The organism is Rhodobacter sp. Har01 (assembly GCF_020564565.1).
Classification (GTDB): Bacteria; Pseudomonadota; Alphaproteobacteria; order Rhodobacterales; family Rhodobacteraceae; genus Pseudogemmobacter.
This window is the reverse complement of the sequence record NZ_JAJCTD010000007.1, coordinates 82,887-102,149: the sequence shown is the minus strand read 5'-3', so window position 1 is coordinate 102,149 and position 19,263 is coordinate 82,887. Positions and strand designations below refer to the sequence as shown.

The window sequence follows — 19,263 nt, the reverse complement described above, 5'->3', positions numbered from 1 at the left end:
CCTAGCGCCCCCCGTCCAGCAGGGCGCGGGCGGTGGCTTCGTCGGTCACCAGCGTGTCGATCACACCGCGCTTCAGCACCGCCCGCACCACCGCAATCTTCTGCGGCCCCCCGGCGGCCAGGATCACGTTCGGAATCGGCGCCAGGTCGTCCAGCCCGATGCCGATCACCCGGTCGTTGATCGGATGCGGGATCGGCCGGCCCTCGGCGTCGATCACCACGCCCAGCACGTCGCCCACCGCCCCCAGGGCGCGCAGGTCGTCCATCGTCACGTCGGCCGGCAGCCCGTCGCGCATCAACAGCGACCGGGTCGAGATGTCGCCGGCCGCCATGGCAAGGGCATCCACCCCGCGCAACTTTTCCAGAATGGCGCGGAACACGTCCAGCTGCATGATGGTGTCACGGCTTTCGCGGCTGCCGGCATACAGCGGTGCGGTGAAATAGCTGTGCTGCGCACCCAGAAGATCGGCCAGCCGGGTGGTGATCTCAAAGCTGTTCAGATCCGAGCCGCGGGTCAGCCCGCCCATCACCGAGATCACCTCAAGATCGGGCCGCTCCAGCGCCGCGACGAAACGGGTGGCAATGTTCAGCGTGCCGCCCCAGGACATGCCGAACAGGCGCACGCGGGCGTCGGCCAGCACCTCGGACAGAAGGTTGCCCAGCGCCGCCCCGACGATCATCTGCACATCCCGCGCCTCGCTGGGCGCCGGCGCGACATAGGCCTGCTTCAGCCCGAACCGCGCCCGCAGCGCGGCCTCAAGTTCCGCGCAGGCGGCAAAGGCGGTGTTGAAGGTGATCCGCACCAGCCCGCGCGCCCGCGCCTCTGAGAGGGCCCTGTTCACCCGCAGCCGTGTGGCGCCCAGCTTTTCGGCCACCTTCTCCTGCGTCAGCCCTTCCACATGATAGGCCCAGGCCACCTGCGCAAGGAAGCGTTCCTCTGTGTCGATCTGCGGAAGCTTCGGCGCGCGCGGCATCGGGACCCCTTACTTGACGGCCCCCATGGTCAGGCCGCGGACCAGGTGTTTCGACGCCAGCAGCGCAAAGATCAAGACCGGCACCACGATCAGGGTCGAGGTCGCCATGATCTTGCCATAGGGCACGTCGTAGCCCTCCATAAAGGTCACCGCCATGGCCGGGGCGGTCTTGGCGTTCTTCGGCGCCAGGATGTAGGCGAAGAGAAGCTCGTTCCAGGAAAAGATGAACGACAAGATCGCGCTGACCGCCACCCCGGGCATCGCCAGCGGCAGGCAGATCGAGCGGAAGATGCGGAACTGGCTGGCGCCTTCCAGCAGCGCCGCCTCGTCCAGCTCGCGCGGGATGCTGCGGAACTGGTCGGTGCAGATCCAGATCACGATCGGCAGGGTGAAGGTCAGGTACATCAGGATCAGCGCCAAATGGGTGTCGCGCAGACCCAGTTCGCGGCTGATCAGGAACACCGGAAAGGCCAGCACCACCGGGCTGACGAAGCGGTTGGTGATGAACCAGAACCACAGGTCGGTCTTGCCGCGAAACTCGAACCGCGCCAGCGCATAGGCGGCGGGCGTGCCCAAGAGCACCGCCAGCCCGGTGGTGCAGACCGCCACGATGATGGAATTCACCAGCGCCGGCCCGACCTTGTCGACGAACAGCACCTCCCAGTAGTTCGCCAGGGTGGGGGTGAACACCCAGACCGGCGGGCTTTGCAGCGCCACCACCTGGGTCTTCAGGCTGGTGGTGACCATCCAGTAGAACGGGAACACGCAAAAGAGGCAGATCACGGTCAGCAGGACCGCCTCGCCCACCAGGTTGCGGCGTTGCACCGGGGCGGCCATCTCAGCGCACCTCGCGGTAGAACAGGCGGATGTACAGCCGCGCCAGCACGATGGTCAGCGCCAGCATGATGATCGACTGCGCCGCCGCCATGCCGATGTCGAATTGCCGGTTGCCCACCCGCTCGATGAGGACGGCGATGAATTCGGTCGCGGCACCGGGTCCGCCGCGGGTCATGGTGAAGGGCATGTCGAACAGCTTCAGCGTATCGGCCGTGCGCAGGATCAGCACCGCCACCAGGGACGGCACCAGATAGGGCAGTTGCACAAAGCGCAGCACCGTCCAGTTCGATCGGGTTTCCAGCGTGGCGGCCTCCTCGATCTCGGGCGGCACGGTGGACAGGCCGGCCAGCAGCACCAGCGCGACGAAGGGCGTCCATTGCCAGATGTCCCACAGGATCACGGCGATGAAGGCATTTGTCGGGTCGCCGATGAAGTTGATCGCGTCGATGCCGACCCAGCCCAGCATCTGGTTGAAAACGCCATACTTCTGGTTGAGCATGACCTGCGCCAGCAGGCCCACCACGGCATAGGTGGTGGCCATCGGCAAGACCAGCGAAAGCCGGGTCAGCGTCTTCCAGAAGGTCAGGCCGGGCCGGTGCAGCACCAGCGCAATGGTCAGCCCCAGCGCGATCTGAACCGGCACGGCAATGGCGAACAACGTCGCGGTGCGGCCCATCGCCTGCCAGAACACCGCGTCGGTCAGGACCGCAGCATAGTTGTCCAGCCCAACATAGCGTTCCTGGGCCAGCTTGGTCAGGTTGAAATAGTGCAGGCTTTTCCACACCGCATAAAGCAGCGGCGCAATGCCCACCAGGGCCAGCGCGGCCACGGCGGGGCCCAGAAAGGCGGCGATGGTCCGGCGGCGGACACGGGTGGTCATCGGGGGCCTCGGGAAAGGAAGGGGGCGGCCCCGGCCGGGAGAGACCGGGGCCGCCGATGCGCCGGGCGCTTACTGCGCCAGCGGCTTCTTGCCGTCGTAGTAGCCGGCTTCGGCCAGCACGGCCTCCATCTTCTCGCCGATGGTCTTGGCGCCCTCTTCGACGCTGACCTCGCCCAGCATCATCTTGGTGCCCCATTCCTGCACGATCTCGGTGATCGCCGGCCATTCGGCAAAGCGCGGGCGGAATTCCGGCACGCCGTCCTTCCAGCTTTCGACCAGCGCCGGGATGAACTTGTAGGTCGCCGCCAGGGCTGGATCGGCATAGGCCGATTGCCGTGCCGGCACGCCGCCCAGCTCCAGGTATTTCCCGGCATTGGCCTTCGAGGTCACCCACTGGATGAACAGCCAGCCGGCGGCCTTTTCGGCATCGTCCGCCTGCGTGGCGACCGCCAGAGAGAAGCCGCCCAGCGCCGGCTTGCGCCCCGCCGGGCCCATCGGTTCCGGCGCCACGGCCAGGCAATCGCCCAGTTTCGACGTCTCGGGGCTGGCCAGCGTGGAATAGAACGCCGACCATTCGGTGATCATCGCCACATCGCCCTGCGCCAGCGCGTTGACCGTTTCCGAGTGGTCATAGGCGACGATGCCTTCGGGCATGTATTGCATCAGGTCCTGGCGGAAGGTCAGACCGGCCTGGCTTTCCGGCGACATCAGGTTCGACTTGAACTCGGCGTTCAGGAAGCTGCCGCCAAACGGCCACAGCATCCGGGCAAAGCTGTCGGCCGACTGGGTCTCGTTGCGCTTGGATTGCAGCGCGAAGGCGTATTTGCCGTCCTTGGTCAGTGCCGGGCCGTAGACGTCTTTCAGGTCGGCCCAGGTTTCCGGCGGCTTGTCGAACCCGGCATCCTTGAGCATGCACGAGTTGTAGAACATCAGGCCCGAGTAGTTGTCGAACGGCAGGCCGTAGATGGTGCCGTTCCAGCCGCCGAAGGCGTTCACGACCAGCGGGAAGAAATCGGCCATGTCCAGGTCGGGGTCGGCCAGGTCGGCATTCGCGGTAAAGGTCTCGATCGGCTCGATCCAGCCGTTCTCGGCGAAGTTGCCGATCCACACCAGGTCGATCAGGGCGATGTCCAGATCGCCCCCGGCCACGAAATCGCGCACCTGTTCGCCCAGCGCGTTCTCGTAGGGAACCGTGGTGTGGTTGACCTTGATGCCGGTCGCGGCCTCGAATTCCGGCAGCATCTTGATCGCCGCGGCATAGCCGGGGCGGTCAAGGAACAGCACTTCCAGTTCGGTTCCGGCATAGGGTTTTGCCGCCTCTTCCAGCGACCAGGCCTGTGCCTTTCCGGCCAGTCCCAGACCGGCACTCGCGACCAGCGCAAGCGCGCTGGCATGCGTCAAAAGCTTCATGGTGTCCTCCCAAGGTTGCAGCGTTCGCAGGTTGACTTCCATTTGTAACGCTGCCCATATAAATGTATCGAACGGCCCCCGAGTCAACGGGAAAATCAACCCCCGACAGGGCCGCGACTGGGGAGGACAAGGTCGGATGGCCGAGGTCAGGCTTTCGGGCGTGAACAAGTTCTACGGCGCCTCTCAGGCGCTGCACGACGTCTCGCTGCTGGTCGAAGACGGCGAATTCTGCGTCTTCGTCGGGCCGTCGGGCTGCGGCAAGTCCACCCTGCTGCGGTCCATCGCCGGGCTGGAAGACATCACCAGCGGCACCATCGCCATCGGCGGGCGCGACGTGTCGCGTCTTGCCCCCAGTGACCGCGACGTGGCCATGGTGTTCCAGTCCTACGCGCTTTACCCCCACATGACGGTGCGCGAAAACATGGACTTCGGCATGAAGGTGAACAACTTCCCGCCCGAAGACCGCAAGCGCCGCATCGCCGAGGCCGCGCGCGTGCTGCAACTGGAACCCTACCTCGACCGCAAGCCCGCGCACCTGTCCGGCGGCCAGCGCCAGCGCGTCGCCATCGGCCGCGCCATCGTCAAGAACCCCAAGGTGTTCCTGTTCGACGAACCGCTGTCGAACCTGGACGCCAAGCTGCGGGTGCAGATGCGGGTGGAACTTGAAGCCCTGCACCGCGCCCTCAGCGCCACCATGATCTACGTCACCCACGATCAGGTCGAAGCCATGACCATGGCCGACAAGATCGTGGTGCTGAACGGCGGCCGGATCGAGCAGGTCGGCGCGCCGATGGACCTGTATCACCGCCCCGCCAGCGAATTCGTCGCGGGTTTCATCGGCGCGCCGGCGATGAACTTCCTGCCGGTCTCGACCTCGGCCGGACAGGCCAGCTTTGCCGGTGCACCCCTTGGCCCCGCCCCCGAGGGCACGGTGAAACTGGGCATCCGCCCCGAACACATCGGCCTTCGCCCCGCCGGCGAGGGCAACCTGACCGCCACCGTCGCCTTGCGCGAAACCCTTGGCGGCGACGCCTATCTGTATGTCCGCCTGCCCGGCGAGACGACCATGGTCGTCCGCGCCGAAGGCGACACCACGCTGGACCATGGCGCCGAGATCGGGCTGGACCTGTCCCCCGGCCGCCTGCACGCCTTTGCCGCCGACGGGCGGACCCTCGCCTCGGGCGGGGCCGCGGCATGACCGGGCCTGACCTGATCGCCCAGGCGGTCGCCCGATCCGCCAATGTGGCCGAGGTGGTGATCGGCCGCGGCGTGCTGGCCGGGGCGGCGGCGCTCTATGCCCGCCATTTCCACGGCCCCGCCTGCCTGATGGCCGATACCCGCGGCTGGGCCGCCGCCGGCCCGCAGGTTGAGGCCGCGCTGAACGCCGCCGGCATCGCCACCCGCGCCCATGTCATCCCCGCCACGCCGCGCCCCAAGCCCACGGTGGACCTGGCCAATTCCTTGCGCGACGCGCTGCGCCCTGGCGAGACGCCCGTCGCCGTCGGCTCGGGCGTGATGAATGATGTGGTCAAGCACGCGGCCTTCGGTCTCGGCCTGCCCTACATGTGCGTCGCCACCGCGGCCAGCATGGACGGCTACACCTCGGCCGGGGCACCGCTTTCCGAACGCGGGTTCAAGAAAACCATCCCCTGCCGCCCCGCCAGGGTGCTGCTGGCCGATCTGGACGTGATCGCCGCCGCCCCGCCCGAGATGACCGGCTGGGGCTATGGCGACCTTGCCGGCAAGGTGCCTGCCGGTGGCGACTGGATGATCGCCGACGCGCTGGGGATCGAAGCCATCGACGATGTCGCCTGGCCCATGGTGCAAGGCGGGCTTGAGGGCTGGCTGTCCCACCCCGAGCGCATCCCGGCGGGCGATCCGGCCGCCATCGAGGGGCTGTTCCTGGGGCTGACCCTGGTCGGTCTGGCGATGGAGGCGCACGGTTCCTCGCGCCCCGCCAGCGGCGCCGACCACCAGATCGCCCATCTGTGGGAGATGAATGACCTGCACCACGGCGGGCAGCGGGTCAGCCACGGCGCCTGCGTGGCGGTCGGGACCATGGCCGCGCTGCGCATGTATGACTGGCTGCTGACACAGGATCTGACCCGGATCGACCCCGACCGCCTTGCCGCCTCTGCCCCCGACCTTGCCGCCAAGGCGCGGGAAATCGAGGCCGGTTTCGGCCCCGGCGAGGTTTCCGAACGGGCGTTCATCGAGACCGGCGCCAAGCACACCGAGGGCGCCGCCCTTGCCGCCCGCCTGCGCCGCCTGCGCGAAGTCTGGCCCGACCTTGCGCCCCGCCTGCGCGCCCGCCTCTGGCCGGCCCCACGAATGGCCGAACACCTGCGCGCCGCCGGCGCCCCGGTCGAAGCCGCCGAGATCGGCGTCAGCCGCGACTACCTGCACCGCAGCATCCTCAAGGCCCGCTTCCTGCGCAGCCGTTATACCGTGCTGGACCTGCTGGACGATTGCGGCTTGCTGGAGCAGGCTGCCGCGGCGTCCCTTGGGCCCGGAGGACAGGCATGAGCGACCTGAAGGATCTTGCCGCGCGGGCCTCGGCCGAAATCCGCGATGCCGTGGCCGGGGTGGACCCCGCCGCGATGGCCGGGCTGGTGGAAGACCTCGCCGCCGCAAGCCGCGTGGTCTGTTTCGGCGTCGGGCGCGAGGGGCTGATGATGCGCGCCCTCGCCATGCGGCTCTACCACCTCGGCCTTGACGCGCATGTGGCGGGTGACATGTCCTGCCCCCCCGTCGGCCCCGGCGACCTGCTGCTGGTCAGCGCCGGCCCCGGCGCGTTCTCCACCGTCAACGGCCTGATCGGCGTGGCGAAAGCGGCCGGCGCCCGCGTCGCCTGCGTGACCGCCCAGCCGCAGGGCCGCGCGCCGCAGGCCGCCGACCGGGTGTTCCTGATCCCGGCCCAGACCATGGCCAATGACCGGGGCACGGCGGCGACCTCGGTCCTGCCGATGGGCTCGCTTTACGAAGGCGCGCAGTATCTGGCCTTCGAGTTGCTGGTGCTGGCGCTGCGCGACCGCCTCAAGGTCGCCCCGGACGCCATGCGCGCCCGGCATACCAATCTGGAGTGACCGATGCCCTGGCAGGACCGCTTCTCGCTTGCCGGCCGCAAGGCGTTGGTCACCGGGGCCTCGAAAGGCATCGGCGCCGAGATCTGCGCGGTGTTTGCCGAGGCCGGGGCCGACATCGTGGCCGTCGCCCGTGACCGCGCCGGGCTGGACGAAGTGGCCGCACAAGTGCGCGGGCATGGCAGGCAATGCCTTGTCATCGAAGCGGACATGGCTACGCCGGAGGGTCCCATCCAGGCCGCGCAACAGGCCCTTGCGGCCTGGGGAACCATCGACATCCTGGTGAACTCGGCCGGAGTTGCGCGCATCGCCCCGGCGCTGGACCTGACCCTGGCGCAGTGGGACGAAACCATGGCGGTGAACCTGCGCGCGCCCTTCCTTCTGGCGCAGGCGCTGGCACCGGCGATGATTGCGCAGCGGCGGGGCAAGGTCATCAACATCTCGTCGCAGACCGGGGTGATCGCGCTGGACGACCACGCCGCCTATGCCACGTCGAAGGGCGGGCTGAACGCGCTGACCAAGTCGCTCTGCGCCGAATGGGCGCGGCACAACATCCAGGTCAACGCGATCTGCCCGACGGTGGTGATGACGCCGATGGGCCGGCAGGTCTGGGGCCGGCCGGAAAAGGGTGATCCCTTGCGCCTTGCCACCCCCTCGCGCCGCTTTGCCGAGCCGGTCGAGGTGGCCGACGCCGCGCTTTACCTGGCGTCTTCGGCCTCGGACATGGTCAACGGCGCGCTGCTGATGGTGGAAGGCGGGTTCACCAGTGTCTGAACCGCTGGACGCCGCCGCGGCCTTCGCCCGCTACGAAGAGGTGCGCGCCCGCCTGCCCGCCGCCACCTACCCCCAGGCCCCGCTGCACGCCCCGACCCTGGCCGAAGTGGCCGACCGCTGGGATGGCTTCGTGCTCGACGCCTTCGGCGTCTTGAACATCGGCGACACCCCCATTCCCGGTGCGGTCGAACGGATGGCGCAGCTGCGCGCCATGGGCAAGCGGCTGGTCGTGCTGACCAACGCCGCCAGCTACACAAGGGCCGATGCGCTGGCCAAGTATCGCCGCCTCGGCTTCGACTTCGGCGAAGACGAGGTGGTGTCGTCCCGCGATGTCGCCGTGGCGCATCTGGACCGGGTCGCCCCCGGCGCGCATTGGGGCGCCATTTCCCAGGCCGGCGACGATTTCCACGATATCCCCGCCCGCGTCACCAGCCTGCTGGACACCGGCGGCTGGGACCGGGTGGATGGCTTCCTGTTCCTGTCCACCTCGCGCTGGACTCTCGAAACCCGCGCCGCCCTGCACGCCGCCCTCGCCGCCCGCCCCCGCCCGCTGGTGGTGGCCAACCCCGACCTCGTCGCCCCGCGCGAAGGCGGACTGACCATCGAGCCGGGCTTCTGGGCGCATGAGGTGATCGACCGCCTCGGCACCCCCGTCCACTGGTTCGGCAAGCCCTTCCCCGAAGCCTTCGCCGAGGCCGAGCAGCGGGCAGGCCTGCCGCCGCACCGGCTGGCCATGGTCGGCGACACCCTGCACACCGATGTCCTTGGCGGTCGCGCCGCCGGGATGGCGGCGATCCTGGTGACGGACCACGGGTTGTTTGCCGGACGCGATGTCAGCCCGTTCCTCAGCGGCTCCGGGATCGTGCCGGATGTCATCGTCGCCTCGACCTGAAAGGCCGCCCGAACGGCCGCGCAGCGCCGCAAGGGGCACCGGCGCCCAAGCCCCCAGCGGGCACGGCCGCGCAGCGTCGCAAGCCCCCCTCGCACGCGGGCCCCTGCGACATGACGCGCGCCCGCCGTCCCGCTTTCCCGCAGCGAACCCCCGGCCTGCCGGCACCCGCCGTCACGCCCGCCCCTCCGCGCCCCGTGCATTCCCCACCGCGCCGAACCAACCCCTTGGAATCCCTTGCGGCCTTCCCCGCCGCCGCCAGGGACAGCCCCCTTGCGCGCGGCCCCCCCGGGGCGCCATAGTCCCTGGCATCATGCCCGCCGCCCGGTTCGACATCACCGCCTTCCTTGCCGCCGGCCCGACCGAGGCCGAGCGCGCGCTCCTCGCCCATGCCGCCGCCGGCACCCTGTGCCAGCTTTCCCCCACCGTCCCCGACCCGGCAGAGGCCACCGCCCCGCGCATCCGCGCCGAGCTTCTGGCTCATCTCCTGACCGGCGGCTCGCCCGAAGCGCCGGTCGCCCCGCTGGGCATCCGCCTGCTTGGCGCCGTCATCGACGGCCCGCTGATCCTGTCCTTCAGCGAAACCAGGGGCGAGACCGACCTGCGCCTCTGCGCCTTCACCCACCCCATCGCCGCCCGCCGCACCCGTTTCGCCCAACTGGTCCTGTCCGGCAGCCACCTGCCCGGCCTCACCGCCGAAGGCGCCGAGATCGCCGGCTCGGCCTTCCTTCTCGGCGTCACCGTCCCCGGCAAGCTGTCCTTCGCCAATGCGCAGATCGGCGGCCAACTCGCCCTGCATGGCGCCACCCTCTCGGGCCTTACCGCGCAAGGCGCGCGCATCGGCGCCTCGGTCTATCTCCGCGCCGCCTCCGGCACCGCCTTCACCTGCCAGGGCGAAACCTCGCTCTCCGGCGCCCAGATCGCCGGCCAGCTGGCCTGCGACGGTGGCCGCTTCCTCAACCCCGGCGGCCTGGCCCTGTCGCTTCAGGCCGCTCAGGTCTCGGGCGACGTCATCCTGCGCAGCCAGCCCGACCTGCCGTTTCATGTGGAAGGCGAGCTTCGCCTTTCCGGCGCCCGCATCGGCGGCCAGCTTGACCTTGGCGGCGCGGAACTCTCCAACCCCGCAGGCCCTGCCCTTTCCGCCCAACGCATGCAGGTCGCGGCCGAGTTCTTCTGGCAGGACGTCACCGTCGCCACCGGCACCCTCCACCTGCCCTCGGCTCAGGTCGGAGACCTGGTGGACGACCTGGCCTCCTGGCCCGGCGAAGGCCGCACCTACCTTGACGGCTTGACCTATGACCGCATCACCCGCGACGCGCCCACCGACGCCGCCACCCGGCTGACATGGCTGGCCCGCACCGCCACCAAGGACGGCCGCTTCCTGCCGCAACCCTATGCCCAATGCGCCGCCACCCTGCACCGCATGGGGCATGAGGCCGAAGCCCGCGCGATCATGGAGGAACAGTCGCGCCTGAAAGGCCGCGCCCGCCGCGCCGCCGCCCGCGCCAAGGGCGGTCTCGGCGCCGCGCTGGCCGCCTTCGACAAGGCCTGGGACAGCGCCGCCCGCGCCATCGTCGGCTATGGCTTCGCGCCGTTCCGCGCGCTGGCCTGGATCGCCGCCCTCTGCGCGCTGTCCGCAGCCCTCTCGGCCGCCGCCTGGAACGAAGGTTCCATGGCCCCCAACAACGACCTCGTGGCCGCCTCCGAAGGCTGGCAAAGGCTGCTGACGCAGGACTGCATCCCCCGGCCCACTCCCGGCTGCATCGCCAACCCCGCCGCAGCCTGGAACGGCCCCGAAGGCGCCGGCCTCGACTGGGAAAGCTTCCACCCCCTTGCCTACGGCATCGACGTGGTGGTGCCCGTGGTCGAACTCGGCCAGACCCGCAGCTGGAGCCCGTCAAAGGACCGCGGCCCCTGGGGCTTCACCCTTTGGTGGGCCCGCTGGCCCCTGATCTTCGCCGGCTGGCTGGTCTCGGCCCTCGCCGCGGCGGCCGCAACGGGGATCATTCAAAGGGGCGTGCCGTCGTAGGGGTGGGGCTGTTCGGGGGCTGCCATTGTCCGCTCTGCGGACGAAGCGGTCATCCGGGTTTCAGGCGCGCTCCGGGCTGGCGGGGGCCATTGCCTCCGCCACCGCCTGCGATATCCGCAGCCGGGGCAGGCGCCGGCCTCTGTCGGTTCTGGCGGAACCGGCCGTGCCGCGCCGGGGCACTGGCCGGGCGGGGAAACGCGGTGCGTTTCCTGGTCCGCCCGTTCAGGTCGGCGCGAACGCCCGCATCGGACTCAAACCGCCGCCCCCCCGATCCACCACAGGCCGGCGCCCGGCCGCAGGCGGGCGGGTGCGGACCGGGGCCGCTGCGCGGCTGTCAGCCCGGCCGGGGCGTCCTTTCGGCCAGAGCGTCAAGGTGCCCTGTCCGGAACGGCTCGGCCGCAGCGACAAGATGCCCTGCCAGGAACGTCCGCAATCGGCGCGACCTTTCGCAAGGGGATCAAGCGGGACAAATTTGCCATTCGTTTGGCGGCAGGGGCCGGGTTGCGCGAAACCCGGGCTTCGAGGCTTCGGATGACTCCGGCTTTGGGACGCCTCATCGTCTTCACACGGAAGATCGACGAAATGGCGGCCTTCTGCTGTCGCCACCTCGGCTTTGAAGACCTCCGCCTTGAAGGTGACCGGATCGTGGAACTGCGCCCAAAGGGCGAAGGCATCGGCTTGCTTCTGCATCCTGCGGCCAAGGGGCAGAAGGAAGGTCAGTCGCTGGTCAAGCTTGTGTTCGATGTCAAGGATGTCGAAGGCTTATGCGATACCGCCAGGGAACGCGGTCTGCACTTCGGTTCGATCCATCACGCCAGCGGGTGTCTGTTCGCCAATGCGAACGACACCTGCAACAACTCGGTGTCCGTCTCAAGCCGCGCGTTCTTGACCGTATCGCGCGATCCGGTGTCGCGCGATGCTCCGGGCTGAAAGGCAGGTTTCGCAAGGGCTTCATCGCCGAGGCTGCCGGCTTGCGGGCGCGATCTGCCCGCGCGGCAGGGCGATGGCCCGAACCTTCGCCGCGCCACGGCTGCCACACCCCGCCTGCGGCCGACGCGGGCGGCTGTCTTTCCTCTCACCGGCCCGCCCGACCCGGCCCGCCCGACCCTGCCCGTTCCGCCCGGCCGATGTCCGAAGAAGGACTGCGCCGCAGCCCGACTGGACCATCCGTTTTCTGCCGCCGCCGGTCTGGCCTGCCCCGCACAACCCGCGTCTTGCCGCCGTCCCCGGGACCACCCGGCCCGATCCCCCCGGCCGATCACCAGCCAAAATCCTAACAATTCCTTAAATCGAACTTGTAACCCATTGGAATCCTTTGCGGGACAAGATGTCCCACCATGGGACACCCCCCTTCCCCCCTAGCGGCCCGAAGTTTATCGTGCCCCGGCCCGCGACCCCCAAGCCCGCCCCCAAGCCCGCCCCCAAGCCCGCAACGACAGGAGACCCCCATGCAGACCATGATCGGCATCATCGGCGGCAGCGGGGTCTATCAGATCGAGGGGCTCGAGGGGGCAAGCTGGACCAGGGTCAAGACCCCCTGGGGCAAGCCCTCCGACGAGATCCTGATCGGCCGGCTCGACGGCGTGCCGATGGCCTTCCTGCCCCGCCACGGCCGCGGCCATGTCCACAGCCCGACAACGGTGCCCTATCGCGCCAACATCGACGCGCTCAAGCGGCTGGGCTGCACCGACATCCTCGCCGTCTCGGCCGTGGGGTCGCTGCGGGAAGACTACGCGCCGGGCCATTTCGTCCTGGTCGACCAGTTCATCGACCGCACCTTCGCCCGCGACAAAAGCTTCTTCGGCCAGGGCTGCGTCGCCCATGTCGGCTTCGGCCATCCCACCTGCCCGCGGCTGGGCCAGCTTGCCGCCGCCGCCGCCCGCGCCGCCGGGGCCACCGTCCACGAAGGCGCCACCTACATCGCCATGGAAGGCCCGCAGTTCTCGACCCTGGCCGAAAGCCGGCTCTACCGGCAATGGGGCGCCGACGTGATCGGCATGACCGGCATGCCCGAGGCCAAACTCGCCCGCGAGGCCGAGCTTTGCTACGCCTCGCTGGCCATGGTCACCGACTATGACTGCTGGCACCCCGACCATGACGCCGTGGACGTGGCCTCGATCATCGCCACGCTGAATGCCAATGCAGCCCTCGCGCGCGCGACGGTCGCCCGCCTGCCCGCCCTGCTGGGGCCGGAACGGGACACCTGCCCGCACGGCTGCGACACCGCGCTGACCTATGCCCTGATGACCGCGCCCGAGAAACGCGACCCGGACGTGCTGGCGATGCTCGACGCCGTCGCGGCCCGCGTGCTTTGACCAAGGACCCCCTCCATGACCCCGCACAAGACCGTCAAGGACTACATCCGCACCATCGTGGACTTCCCGCACGAGGGCATCCTGTTCCGCGACGTGACCACCCTTTTCGCCGACCCGCGCGGGTTCCGGATGTGCGTTGACCAGCTGCTGGCCCCGTTTGCCGGAATGCGGATCGACAAGGTGGTGGGGCTCGAGGCGCGCGGCTTCATCCTGGGCGGCGCGGTGGCGCACCAACTCAGCACCGGCTTCGTGCCGATCCGCAAGAAGGGCAAGCTGCCGGGCCAGACGATTTCCCAGGCCTACACGCTGGAATACGGCGAAGCGGTGGTCGAGGTGCATGACGACGCCATGCAGCCGGGCGAGACGGTGCTGCTGGTCGACGACCTGTTGGCCACCGGCGGCACGGCGGAAGCCGGCATAAAGCTGATCGAACGACTGGGCGCGCAGGTTGTGGGCTGCGCGTTCGTGGTGGACCTGCCCGCCCTGGGAGGCCGCAAGAAGCTGGAATCCATGGGCATGGACGTCCACGCGCTTTGCGACTTCGAGGGGCTCTGACACCCCCCACCGCACCTGGGAGGCGGTGCCGGACGGCCCTTGCCGTCAGATCAGCAATTCGATCAGGAACGGCGTGTCCGAGCGAAAGCTTTGCGCCATCAGGTCGGCGCAGCGCTCCAGCGTGGCAGCCTGGGCCGCCTCGACCCCCATGCCGCGGGCCAGGGTGACCCAGTCGAGCGAGGGGTTGCCAAGGTCCAGCATCTCCATCGCCGTCGGGCCGGGGGTGGCGCCGACGTTGGCGTATTCGCCGATCAGGATGTCATAGCGGCGGTTCGCCAGGATCACGGTGGTGACCGGCAGCCGTTCGCGCGCCTGCGTCCAAAGCGCCTGCAGCGTGTACATTCCCGAGCCGTCGGCCTGCAGGGTGACCACCCGGCGGTCCCGTCCGCAGCCCAGCGCGGCGCCGGCGCCAAGGGGCATGCCGATGCCGATCGCCCCGCCGGACTGGTGCAACCAGTCATGCGGGGCGGCGGCGTGGGTATGGGCGTAGAAATCGCGGCCGAAGGAGACGCTTTCATCGACCACGATGGCGTTGTCGGGCAGCACGGCGGCCAGGGTGCGCGCAAGGCCTTCCGGGGTGGCCGGTCCGGAAACGATATCCGGGCGGGGGCCGGGGTCGGGGAAGCCCGTCCGCGGGGCGCCCAGGGCTTCGGCAAGGGCAGTCAGCGCGGCAAGGGCATCCTGTTCGGGGCGGGCGAGGGCGTGGAAGACGGCATCGTCGCGGTGCAGGACCGAGGGCTTGCCGGGATAGGCGAAGAAGCCCACCGGCGGCACGGCGTTGACCAGAACGACGGTGCGGAAGCGGTCAAGCGCCGCGAGGGCCATGTCGATGTTGTACGGCACCCTCGGCAGCGGTACGCGGCCGCGGCCCCGGGCGACGCGGCCGCAGGGAAACTCCACCATCGCGGTGGCGCCGGTAGCGGCGGCGATGCGCCAGGCCAGCGCCTGACCTGCCTCCAGCGCCGCCTCGGCGCCCAGCAGGATCAGCACCTCGGACCCATGGTCGCGCAGGGCGCGGGCGGCGGCGTCGATCACCTGCGCCTGCAGCGGCGGCGGGCCGGGCACGGGCAGGCGCGAGGCGACCTGTCCGCCGGGGTTCCACGAGGCGTCCGAGGGCAGGATCAGCGTGGCGATGCCGCCGCCCGGGCGACTGGCCTCTTGCACCGCGGTGGCGGCGTCGCGGCCCACGTCCGCAGAGCGCTGCGAGGTCTGCACCCAGGACGACACCGTGCGGGCCAGCGCATCGGTGTCCTGCGCCAGCGGCGGGTCGAAGGGCGCGTGGTGGGTGGCGTGGTCGCCGACGATGTTGACGATGCCGCTGCCGGCGCGCATCGCGTTGTGCAGGTTGGCCAGGCCGTTCATCAGCCCCGGCCCGCAATGCAGCAGCGTCGCCGCCGGCCGCCGGGTCATGCGGTAGTAGCCGTCGGCCATGCCGGTGACGACGTTTTCCTGCAGTCCCAGCACGCAGTCGATGCCGGGAATCCGGTCCAGCGCGGCGACGAAGTGCATCTCGCTGGTGCCGGGGTTGGCGAAGCAGGTGTCGATGCCGCTGTCGATCAGCGTCCGCACCAGGCTGTGCGCGCCATTCATCGGTTCGGGCTTGGGGGTCACGTCAACTCTCCGGCAGGGTCCGCATCCAAGGCAACCGGGAGGAGCCGCTGTTGTCAATCTGATATATTAGTGTATCTTGGCGGGGTCAATCGGAGGAAGCCATGTCCCAGCCTGCCCTGAGCCCGGAAACCCGGGCGAAACTGATGAAGATCTCGACCGCATCGGTCGCCACGGCGCTGTTCAAGCGCGGCTTGCGCAACCAGTTCGTGCAGGGGGTGCGGCCGGTGGCCTGGAAGGGGCACTCGATGGTGGGGCCGGCCTTCACCCTGCGCTACATCCCGGCGCGCGAGGATCGCAATCCGATCACCGTCTTCCGCAACGCCGACCACCCGCAACGGGTGGCGATCGAGACCTGCCCGCCGGGGCATGTGCTGGTGATGGACAGCCGCAAGGACGCGCGGGCGGCGACGGCCGGGTCGATCCTGATCACGCGGCTGGCGCTGCGCGGCGCGGCGGGGGTGGTGACGGACGGCGGCTTCCGCGATGCGGAAGGCATCGGCAAGTTGGAGATGCCGGCCTATTTCCAGCACCCCGCGGCGCCGACGAACCTGACGCTGCACGAGGCGATGGACCTGAACGTTCCCATCTCCTGTGGCGACGTTGCGGTGTTTCCGGGCGACGTGATGCTGGGCGACGGTGACGGGGTGATGGTGATCCCGGCGCATCTGGCCGACGAGATCGCCGAGGAATGCACCGGCATGGAGAGCTTCGAGGATTTCGTGCTGCAACAGGTGCAGGCCGGCGCCGGGGTGATCGGGCTGTATCCGCCGACGTCAGAGAAGGCGCAGGCCGACTATGCCGCATGGCGGGCGCGGACCGGCCGCTGACCGGGGAACACTGGGGCAATGAGGGCAGGCCACGGGCGCAACGTCCTTACCGGATACCAAGCAAGGCTGATCCGGTCGGATTCAGGGCAGCGGCACACCGGCGGCTTCGGCCAGAGCGGCCAGCTTCTGCCAGACCGCATCGTCCACCGGCACGCCCTGCGCCAGCTCGGCGCGGCGTTTGGCGGCGGCGCCGCAGGACGGCTGCCAGCGCGCAGGTGTGGTGGCAGTTGCGGACCGCGGCGGTGACCACGCCATGCTGGCCCACCCGGTCGGCCGCCTGATCCGGCGCCTTCCGGATCAGCCAGGCGCCGGGCAAGAGCCGCCCGTCCCTGACAAAGCTGGCGCCGCGGTCGGGAACGACCTGCGCCTGCCCCGCGGTGGCGAGGTGCGGGCCAGCTCGTCCGCCATCCCCGCCGCGGTCAGCAGGTGGGCGGCGAAGGCGGTCAAGGCGGGGGTGGCGATGCGGGGCATCAGAATATCGCCGGCTCGGGCGTGGGGCCGCCGTAGTCCGCGCGGAGGAAATCGAAGTCGCAGCCCTTGTCGGCCTGTTCGATGTGGCTGTTGAAGAGGTGTCCATACCCGCGTTCGTAGCGCGGCTTCGGCGCCCCCCAGGCGGCGCGGCGGGCGGCAAGCTCGGCCTCGGACACGCGCATGTTCAGGCTGCGGGCGGGGATGTCGAGATCGACGATGTCGCCGGTGCGCAGCAAAGCCAGCGGCCCGCCGACCCAGGATTCGGGTGCGACATGCAGCACGCAGGCGCCGAAGCTGGTGCCGGACATGCGGGCGTCGGACAGCCGCACCATGTCGCGCAGGCCCAGCTTGAGCAGCGCCTTGGGCATCGGGATCATGCCCCATTCCGGCATCCCCGGCCCGCCCTGCGGCCCGGCGTTGCGCAGGACCAGCACGGTATCGGGGGTCATCGGGTGATCGGGGTCGTCGATGATGGTCTTGAGCTCGGGGTAGCTGTCGGCCACCAGCGCCGGGCCGGAATGGCGGTGGAATTTCGGGTCGCAGGCGGCCGGCTTGATCACCGCGCCGGAGGGCGCGAGGTTGCCCTTCAGCACCGCCAGCGAGCCTTCGGGATAGACCGGGTTCGACAGCGGGCGGATGACGTCGTCGTTCCAGATCTTCACGGCCTCCAGCCCTTCGACCAGTGGCCGTCCGGTGACGGTGATGGCGGTGGCGTCCAGCTTGCCGGCCAGCTGCTTCATCAGCGCCCGCAAGCCGCCGGCGTAGTAGAAATCCTCCATCAGGTAGTGCGTGCCCGAGGGGCGGATGTTGGCGATCACTGGCGTGGTGCGGCCGATGCGGTCCAGGTCGTCCAGCTCCAGCGCCACGCCGGCGCGGCGGGCCATGGCGATCAGGTGGATGATGGCGTTGGTCGAACAGCCGGTGGCCATCGCAACCGTCACCGCGTTCTGCACGGCGGCCGGGGTGATGATCTTCGCGGGGGTCAGGTCCTCCCAGACCATTTCCACCGCGCGGCGGCCGCATTGGGTGGACATGCGCTGGTGGTTGGCATCCGCCGCCGGGATCGAGCTTGCGCCGGGCAGGCACAGGCCCATCGCCTCGGCGATGGCGGTCATGGTGCTGGCGGTGCCCATGGTCATGCAATGGCCGTAGCTGCGCGCGATGCCGCCCTCGATGCCCTGCCATTCCTCCTTGCTGATCGTGCCGGCGCGGCGTTCGTCCCAGTACTTGAAGGCGTCGGTGCCCGAGCCGAGGTACTTGCCGGCGTAGTTGCCGCGCAGCATCGGCCCCGCCGGCAGGAAGACGAAGGGCAGGCCCATGCTGACCGCGCCCATCACCAGCGCCGGCGTGGTCTTGTCGCAGCCGCCCATCAGCACCGCACCGTCGATCGGGTGGCTGCGCAGAAGTTCCTCGGTCTCCATCGCCAGCAGGTTGCGATAGAGCATCGTCGTCGGCTTGACGAAGTTTTCCGACAGCGACAGCGCCGGCAGTTCCATCGGGAAACCGCCGGCCTGCAGGATGCCGCGCCTGACCCAGTCCACCCGGTCCTTGAAGTGCATGTGACAGGGCTGCGCGTCGGACCAGGTGTTGAGGATGGCAATGATCGGCCGGCCTTCCCAATCGACCGGATCATAGCCCATCTGCATCGCCCGCGAGCGGTGGCCAAAGCTGCGCTGGTCATCCGGGACCATCCAGCGGGCCGAGCGCAAATCCTTGTATTCCTTCATGTCTTTCCTCAAACCGAAGGCCCGGGCAGGCTTGCCTTGACGCTGTGTCGCATTTGATCCACTAATATATTAGTGCGCCCGGCGTTGCAACGCCGAAAAACCCGTGCAAGGTCTGCGGCAAGGGGAAAACGGATGCCACAAGACACGCAGCTGGCCGAGGTCCTGCACCGTTTCGGGCCGCTTGGGCTGATACCGGGAACGCCGCAATCGGCGGCGGCACGGGCGCTGGAATCGCTGCGCCAGCGGATCATCTCGATGGACCTGCCGCCCGACACGGTGCTGTCGCGCGGCGAGCTGGCGGCGGAATATCACGTCAGCCAGACCCCGCTGCGCGAGGCGCTGCAAAAGCTGGAAACCGAGGGGCTGGTGGACATCTATCCGCAGTCGCGCACGGTGGTCACCCGGATCGACGCCGGACAGATCCGCGAGGCGCATTTCCTGCGGCTGGCGGTCGAGACCGAGGTGCTGCGCCGGCTGGCCGAAACCGCCGATGCCGCGCTGATCGGGCGGCTGAAGACGCTCTTGGCGCTGCAGGAGGCGCTGGCCGGCAACCCCTCCGAGATCACCGCGTTCCAGGAGATGGACGAGCTGTTCCACCAGACCCTGATGGCCGGCGCCGGCCAGCCGGGGCTGTATGCACTGCTGCGATCGCGGTCGGGGCACCTGAACCGGCTGCGGCGGCTGGACCTGCCGGGCGAGGGCAAGATCCGCCACATCCTGGACGGCCACCGCGCCATTGTCGCGGCGCTGGAGGCGCATGACCCGCAGGCCGCGCAAGAGGCGATCCGCGGGCACCTGAGCCAGACGCTGGCGCGGCTGGACCTGCTGCGCGACCAGCACCCGCAGTTCTTTTCCGCCTGAAGCGAGCCGCCGCCGCAGATC

18 protein-coding genes are annotated in these 19,263 nt (G+C 69.5%); 11 read left to right on the top strand and 7 right to left on the bottom strand.

The features are described from left to right. Nucleotide 1 precedes the first annotated feature (1 nt). The 4 genes from LHP98_RS16620 to LHP98_RS16605 form a co-directional block, all read right to left on the bottom strand. Nucleotides 2-973 carry a sugar-binding transcriptional regulator gene (locus LHP98_RS16620; protein ID WP_227253680.1) on the bottom strand — a complete coding sequence of 324 codons (972 nt, stop codon included), beginning with the start codon at nucleotides 971-973 and terminating at the stop codon, nucleotides 2-4. Nucleotides 974-982: 9 nt separating this feature from the next. After that, the gene (locus tag LHP98_RS16615) at nucleotides 983-1,810 is read right to left on the bottom strand and encodes a carbohydrate ABC transporter permease (protein WP_227253679.1); all 828 of its coding nucleotides are present in this window, start codon (nucleotides 1,808-1,810) and stop codon (nucleotides 983-985) included. A 1-nt stretch (nucleotide 1,811) separates the two neighbouring features. Continuing rightward, on the bottom strand, nucleotides 1,812-2,690 hold the full coding sequence (locus LHP98_RS16610; RefSeq protein ID WP_227253678.1) for a carbohydrate ABC transporter permease: 879 nt from the start codon (nucleotides 2,688-2,690) through the stop codon (nucleotides 1,812-1,814). Nucleotides 2,691-2,759: 69 nt separating this feature from the next. Next, nucleotides 2,760-4,100, bottom strand: a complete 1,341-nt coding sequence (locus tag LHP98_RS16605; protein WP_227253677.1) for an ABC transporter substrate-binding protein — start codon at nucleotides 4,098-4,100, stop codon at nucleotides 2,760-2,762. A gap of 136 nt (nucleotides 4,101-4,236) precedes the next feature. Here LHP98_RS16605 and LHP98_RS16600 point away from each other — a divergent pair, with 136 nt between their 5' ends. From LHP98_RS16600 to LHP98_RS16560, 9 genes are all read left to right on the top strand, one after another. Beyond that, on the top strand, nucleotides 4,237-5,298 hold the full coding sequence (locus LHP98_RS16600; RefSeq protein WP_227253676.1) for an ABC transporter ATP-binding protein: 1,062 nt from the start codon (nucleotides 4,237-4,239) through the stop codon (nucleotides 5,296-5,298). Continuing rightward, nucleotides 5,295-6,626, top strand: coding sequence for a sn-glycerol-1-phosphate dehydrogenase (locus LHP98_RS16595; RefSeq protein WP_227253675.1), 1,332 nt, complete (start codon nucleotides 5,295-5,297; stop codon nucleotides 6,624-6,626). Before LHP98_RS16600 ends, LHP98_RS16595 begins: the two co-directional genes overlap by 4 nt. Next, nucleotides 6,623-7,186 carry a 6-phospho-3-hexuloisomerase gene (locus LHP98_RS16590; RefSeq protein ID WP_227253674.1) on the top strand — a complete coding sequence of 188 codons (564 nt, stop codon included), beginning with the start codon at nucleotides 6,623-6,625 and terminating at the stop codon, nucleotides 7,184-7,186. The genes LHP98_RS16595 and LHP98_RS16590 overlap by 4 nt, the downstream gene beginning before the upstream one ends. A 3-nt stretch (nucleotides 7,187-7,189) precedes the next feature. Beyond that, a complete protein-coding gene (locus LHP98_RS16585) occupies nucleotides 7,190-7,957 on the top strand; it encodes an SDR family NAD(P)-dependent oxidoreductase (RefSeq protein ID WP_227253673.1) in 768 nt (255 codons plus the stop codon). Beyond that, nucleotides 7,950-8,849: a TIGR01459 family HAD-type hydrolase gene (locus LHP98_RS16580; protein WP_227253672.1), complete on the top strand. Its 900-nt coding sequence runs from the start codon at nucleotides 7,950-7,952 to the stop codon at nucleotides 8,847-8,849. The genes LHP98_RS16585 and LHP98_RS16580 overlap by 8 nt, the downstream gene beginning before the upstream one ends. Nucleotides 8,850-9,159: 310 nt before the next feature. Further along, a complete protein-coding gene (locus LHP98_RS16575; RefSeq protein ID WP_227253671.1) occupies nucleotides 9,160-10,875 on the top strand; it encodes a hypothetical protein in 1,716 nt (571 codons plus the stop codon). Between the two features lie 543 nt (nucleotides 10,876-11,418). Then, on the top strand, nucleotides 11,419-11,805 hold the full coding sequence (locus LHP98_RS16570) for a VOC family protein (protein WP_227253670.1): 387 nt from the start codon (nucleotides 11,419-11,421) through the stop codon (nucleotides 11,803-11,805). Nucleotides 11,806-12,323: 518 nt separating this feature from the next. Then, nucleotides 12,324-13,190 (top strand): S-methyl-5'-thioadenosine phosphorylase, encoded by an 867-nt coding sequence (locus LHP98_RS16565; protein ID WP_227253669.1) that lies wholly within the window; start codon nucleotides 12,324-12,326, stop codon nucleotides 13,188-13,190. Nucleotides 13,191-13,205: 15 nt separating this feature from the next. After that, nucleotides 13,206-13,745: an adenine phosphoribosyltransferase gene (locus LHP98_RS16560; RefSeq protein ID WP_227253668.1), complete on the top strand. Its 540-nt coding sequence runs from the start codon at nucleotides 13,206-13,208 to the stop codon at nucleotides 13,743-13,745. A gap of 45 nt (nucleotides 13,746-13,790) precedes the next feature. On the opposite strand, the gene LHP98_RS16555 is transcribed toward LHP98_RS16560, so the two are convergent. Beyond that, the gene (locus tag LHP98_RS16555) at nucleotides 13,791-15,356 is read right to left on the bottom strand and encodes an acetolactate synthase large subunit (protein ID WP_227253667.1); all 1,566 of its coding nucleotides are present in this window, start codon (nucleotides 15,354-15,356) and stop codon (nucleotides 13,791-13,793) included. Nucleotides 15,357-15,457: 101 nt separating this feature from the next. Between LHP98_RS16555 and LHP98_RS16550 the strand changes: the two genes are divergently transcribed. Further along, nucleotides 15,458-16,183, top strand: a complete 726-nt coding sequence (locus LHP98_RS16550) for a ribonuclease activity regulator RraA (RefSeq protein ID WP_227253666.1) — start codon at nucleotides 15,458-15,460, stop codon at nucleotides 16,181-16,183. An 81-nt stretch (nucleotides 16,184-16,264) separates the two neighbouring features. Here the strand turns inward: LHP98_RS16550 and LHP98_RS16545 are convergent, their stop codons facing one another. Together LHP98_RS16545 and araD are read right to left on the bottom strand one after the other, a co-directional pair. After that, the gene (locus LHP98_RS16545) at nucleotides 16,265-16,438 is read right to left on the bottom strand and encodes a hypothetical protein (RefSeq protein ID WP_227253665.1); all 174 of its coding nucleotides are present in this window, start codon (nucleotides 16,436-16,438) and stop codon (nucleotides 16,265-16,267) included. A gap of 215 nt (nucleotides 16,439-16,653) precedes the next feature. Continuing rightward, nucleotides 16,654-18,381: an L-arabinonate dehydratase gene (gene araD / locus LHP98_RS16540; protein ID WP_227253664.1), complete on the bottom strand. Its 1,728-nt coding sequence runs from the start codon at nucleotides 18,379-18,381 to the stop codon at nucleotides 16,654-16,656. A 132-nt stretch (nucleotides 18,382-18,513) separates the two neighbouring features. Here araD and LHP98_RS16535 point away from each other — a divergent pair, with 132 nt between their 5' ends. Next, entirely contained in the window at nucleotides 18,514-19,242 is a 729-nt protein-coding gene (locus LHP98_RS16535) for a GntR family transcriptional regulator (RefSeq protein WP_227253663.1), read from the top strand. The last annotated feature ends 21 nt before the right edge of the window (nucleotides 19,243-19,263 follow it).